Source organism: Pseudoxanthomonas sp. LjRoot204_2 (assembly GCF_056175765.1).
Map to the genome: position 1 here is coordinate 1 of NZ_JBGFFG010000298.1, position 4,229 is coordinate 4,229.

Sequence of the window (4,229 nt, forward strand, 5' to 3'; positions counted from 1 at the left end):
GTTTCATCGCGTGCGATCGTGCGTCGACTCACAGATCCGCACGCACCCAGTGGCGTCCATCAAAGCGCTCGAGCGGTGCAAAGCGTCGTTTGTAGTCCATCTTCCGATGGCCATCGATCCAGTAGCCAAGATAGAGATGCGCGTACCCGTCGCGTCGCGCCCATTCGATCTGACGCAGGATCGCCAGGGTTCCCAGGCTGCGGGCTTCCAGTGCCGGATCGTAGAAGGTGTAGACGGCGGAGAGTGCGCCCGGAATGACGTCGGTGACCGCGACCGCCAGCAGGTGGCCATCCTCGCGCAGCTCCACGAAGCGCCCACGCGACCAGCTGCCCACCAGGAACTGGTCGAACTCCGTGGCGCCATGGTCGTCCATGCCGCCGAGCGGGTGGCGCGCGGCGAGATAGCGCTGATAGAGCGCGAGGTGTTCGTCGTCGCGCAGGGCGGCGACGATCCGTGTTTCCACGCGGGCATTGCGTAATGCGCAGCGGCGCTGGCTGCGATCCGGCCGGAAGTCGGCGACCGGGATGCGGACGGCGACACAGGCACGGCATTGCCGGCAATGCGGGCGATACACGATGTCGCCGGAACGGCGGAAGCCCCAACCCAGCGCATCGGGATACAACTGCGGCAGGCGGGGGTCGCGCGGGTCCAGGACCAGGTCGCGGGCGACGCGCTCGGGCCAGTAGCCGCATGGATGTTCGCCGGTATGGAACAGGCGCAGGTCGCCGATCGATTGCGTGTTCTCGCCCATGTCAGCCCGTCCAGCGTGATGCCAGCGGCCAGAACGCCAGGCCTGCCGCTGCGCCGGTGATGGTGCCTGCGACCAGGTCGCGGCGCGTATGCCGCTGAAGCGCAAGGCGCGACCACGCCACGGCCGCGGCGAACGACAGCGCGACGAACATCCAGGCAATGCCCAGTTCACGCAGCAGGCACGCAGCGAACACGATGAAGGCCAGATGCAGCGACAGCTTGCACCAGCGTGCCGTCAGCATCGCGGTCAGGATCATCGCAGCGGACAGCGCCAGGCCCAGCGCCAGCAACGGCTGCCCGCCACGCCACGCGACCAGCCAGGCGCCTGCGGTCAGGGCGACCAGGAGGAAGCGATTCAGCGCCCTACGTTCATGCGTCGCACTGGCGTCCACGTGACTCCAGCGGCCACGCCGCACCTGCCACCACGAATAACCCATCACAAGCGCGGCGAACGTGGCGAACGCCATTCCCGATGCCACGGCGGTGCGTGCGTCGCCCCTTGCCAGCACGATCAGCAGCACCGCCACCGGCAGCACCAGCATGGGGTGGCCGAAGATCGACAGCGCGCGGGCGAAGGGCAGGGACATGCGGCCAGCATACTGCGCACATCGCGTCGCGTGGATCGCGACCATCCGCTGCCTGAACGCGTCCGTCAGCGCGTCAACCGACCCCGCCTGGGGACGTTTCCCGTGTCAGTGGCGCACACGGCGCCGCGCCTTCAGGAGAACACGATGAACCGCAAGACCCTGCTTTTCGTGGCCGTGCTGGCCGCCCTCGGTGCCGGTTCCGCACTGGCCGCCACGCAGGCCGGAGACGCACAGAAGCCGGCGCGGGCCAGCCTCGACAAGAACAACGACGGCGCCATCGACAAGGCCGAAGCGGCCGCCCGCCCGCGCCTGGCCGACCGCTTCGCCGAGCTGGACAAGAACGGCGACGGCACGCTCAGTGCCGACGAGCGCCCGCAGCACAAGGGCATGCGGGGTCACGGGCGACACGGTGGCCCGCGCCACGGCGCGGGCTTCGGCAAGCTCGATACCGATGGCGATGGCCGCATCAGCAAGGCCGAGGCCGCGGCGCAGCCGCGCTTTGCCGAACGCTTCGACACCATGGATGCCAACAAGGATGGCGTGATCGACCGCACCGATCGCGAACTGCGCGGCAAGCAGCGTCGCGACGCGTGGTTCGCCAAGGCTGATGCGGACAAGGATGGCAAGCTGACCCGTGCCGAGATCGACCAGGCCGATGTCGCGCGCCGTGCCGAGTTCCAGCAGCGCCTGCAGGCGCGCATGGACGAACGATTCGCGGCGTCGGATGCGAACAAGGACGGCCGCCTGTCGCGTGACGAAGTGAAGGACAGCCGCCTGGCCGGACGCTTCGATGCGCTCGACACCAACAAGGATGGTGTCCTGTCGAAGGACGAACTGGCGGCGGGCAAGCCCGTCCGTCGCTGAGGACGGTCACGTGCACCCGGTTGCCCGGGTGCACGCGTGGCCTCAAAGCTGCAGGCGGCCCGACATCAGCAGCCCGGCGAGCAGGCCGGCCGTCGCCAGCGTGAAGCCCAGCACGCAGCCCCATACGCGCCAAGTACGCTGGCGCTGCATGCGGCGACGTTCGCCTTCGGGATCGAGCAACAGGTCCCGCGCGTGGCGGCGCTGCAGGATGCGGGGGAACCAGCGGCCCGAGGTCCACCCGATCACGGCCATGTACGCCAGCGTCAGCGCCATGTGCGGCATCCAGCCGGGCATCCGGGCCAGTGCGGTGATGCCGATGACGAACACCAGGATCGCGACCGTGTTGACGGCGCCATAGCGCAGGAGGTCATCGCGCTCGCGTGCGTCGAGCGGATCCCGCAGGTACTTGCGGATACCGAACCACACCGCACCGATGCCCACTAGGGTGCCGAACGCAGTCGCGCCCAATCCACCTCCCAGCAACTTGAGCAGGCCCTTGCCGGCGACCGCGCCGCCGGTGCCCAGCACGACCGCGCCTGCCGACGGCGGCGCCGAGATCGCGAGCATGCCGAGCACTCCGCTGGCGAACGCGGCCGATGGCGCCGACGTACGCGCGAATTCGCCGAAGCGCGTGATCAGTTCTTCGCGCACGTACTGGCGTGCACGCGACARGCGCTTGCGCGCGGCGGCGTCGGTGATGCCCAGCAAGGACGCGACGTGGTGCGAGCGCTGCCCTTCGCGGTAGTAGAGCAGCAGCACTTCGCGACTGTCCTCGGGCAGGGCGGCGATGACCTCGCGCGCGGCCTGTTCCTGCTCGGTCTGCAGCAGCGTCTCGGCCGGCGTGGGCGCGGTGTCGGCKGCCAGCGTCAGTGCAATCTCGGCGGTTTCGCCGGTCATCGGGCGGCGTCGCTGCGCGCGCAGGTGGTCACGGGCCAGGTTGCGGGTGATCTCGCGCAGCCAGGGCAGGAAACTGTCGGGGTTCTTCAGGGTCGCCAGCTGGCGCCAGCCTTTCAGGAAGGCCTCCTGCGCGATGTCCTCGCTGGCCTGCACGTCGCGGGTGATCGCCAGGGCGATGCCGGTCACGGCGTTCTGGCACAGCGCGACGACGCGGCCGTAGGCGGCCTGGTCGCCGCGTGCGGCCGCGGGCAGGGTTTCCCGCAGAGAGAGTTCTATCGTCAGGGCATCCATTGGGGTTCCATGTGGCCGGGTAGTGCAGGCACGACGACCGGCGGCAGGAAGTGTGACCCAACCACGCGCGCTTGGCGCTAGAGCGTCAACCGACCGCTGCAGACCAGGGCGTAGAGCACCGCGGCGACGGCCAGCACGCTGGTGAGCGCCACTGCTTTCCGGCCGATCACGTAGTCGTAGCCCCGCCGCCGCGAGGCATTCGCGGGGTGCGACAGGATCGGGTCCATGATCCGGGGCAGCGTGACCAGGTACTGGTAGTTGATCACGCACATGCCGGCCAGCATGACCAGCGCGATCGCCACCCAGCCGGTCGCCAGCACCGTCGCCACCATCAGGCAGAACAGCCAGACCGAGCCGGACGTGGTATTGAGCACCATGAAGCGGCGTACCTGCAGCCGTTCCTGCGCCGTCTGGCAGAACCGCGCGAGGTACCACCAGGTGAAGGCATAGCCGATCAGGCCGCCGACCATGCCGCCCATCGCGCCGGCGAGTGCCGCAGGATGCTGGGTGATCTGCTCGACGATCACGCCCAGCGAGCCACCGGCGACGCCGCCRGTCACTCCGCCCGTCGTCAGCCCGCTGGTCCCGAGCTTGCCCGCCAAGCCGCCTCCGAGCACGCCGGAACCGATGACCGTCGCCGCGCTCGCGGCGGGCATCGCGCCGACCAGCCCGCCCAGCACGATCATGGTGAAGGCCGCGCCGGGTGCCGTGGAGCGGGCGAACTCGCCGAAGCGTTGCAGCAACTCGTCGCGTACGAGCGCGCGTGCCCGCGACAGGCGCTTGCGCACGGCCGCATCGCTCAGGCCCAGCAGTTCCGCGACCTGCTGCGAACTCTGCCCC

Annotated in this window: 5 protein-coding genes; 1 reads left to right on the top strand and 4 read right to left on the bottom strand. The window is 69.4% G+C overall.

Annotation, left to right across the window (positions count from 1 at the left end):
• Positions 1-28: 28 nt before the first annotated feature.
• Together AC04L7_RS13385 and AC04L7_RS13390 are read right to left on the bottom strand one after the other, a co-directional pair.
• On the bottom strand, positions 29-751 hold the full coding sequence (locus AC04L7_RS13385; protein WP_435997611.1) for an arginyltransferase: 723 nt from the start codon (positions 749-751) through the stop codon (positions 29-31).
• A 1-nt stretch (position 752) separates the two neighbouring features.
• Complete coding sequence (locus AC04L7_RS13390) at positions 753-1,337, bottom strand: hypothetical protein (RefSeq protein ID WP_435997613.1); 585 nt, start codon at positions 1,335-1,337, stop codon at positions 753-755.
• A 144-nt stretch (positions 1,338-1,481) separates the two neighbouring features.
• Here AC04L7_RS13390 and AC04L7_RS13395 point away from each other — a divergent pair, with 144 nt between their 5' ends.
• On the top strand, positions 1,482-2,201 hold the full coding sequence (locus AC04L7_RS13395) for a CREC-EF hand family protein (RefSeq protein WP_299341507.1): 720 nt from the start codon (positions 1,482-1,484) through the stop codon (positions 2,199-2,201).
• A 42-nt stretch (positions 2,202-2,243) separates the two neighbouring features.
• Here AC04L7_RS13395 and AC04L7_RS13400 read toward each other — a convergent pair whose 3' ends face one another.
• Entirely contained in the window at positions 2,244-3,389 is a 1,146-nt protein-coding gene (locus tag AC04L7_RS13400) for an RNA polymerase sigma factor (RefSeq protein ID WP_299341509.1), read from the bottom strand.
• Between the two features lie 77 nt (positions 3,390-3,466).
• Positions 3,467-4,229: sigma factor-like helix-turn-helix DNA-binding protein (locus tag AC04L7_RS13405; RefSeq protein ID WP_475513186.1), on the bottom strand; the 763-nt coding region annotated here is incomplete at its 5' end.

Excerpts from the sequence above, each read along its gene's own strand:
- AC04L7_RS13395 (WP_299341507.1), top strand. The coding sequence starts at position 1,482 with ATGAACCGCAAGACCCTGCTTTTCGTGGCCGTGCTGGCCGCCCTCGGT.
- AC04L7_RS13385 (WP_435997611.1), bottom strand. The coding sequence starts at position 751 with ATGGGCGAGAACACGCAATCGATCGGCGACCTGCGCCTGTTCCATACC.
- AC04L7_RS13390 (WP_435997613.1), bottom strand. The coding sequence starts at position 1,337 with ATGTCCCTGCCCTTCGCCCGCGCGCTGTCGATCTTCGGCCACCCCATG.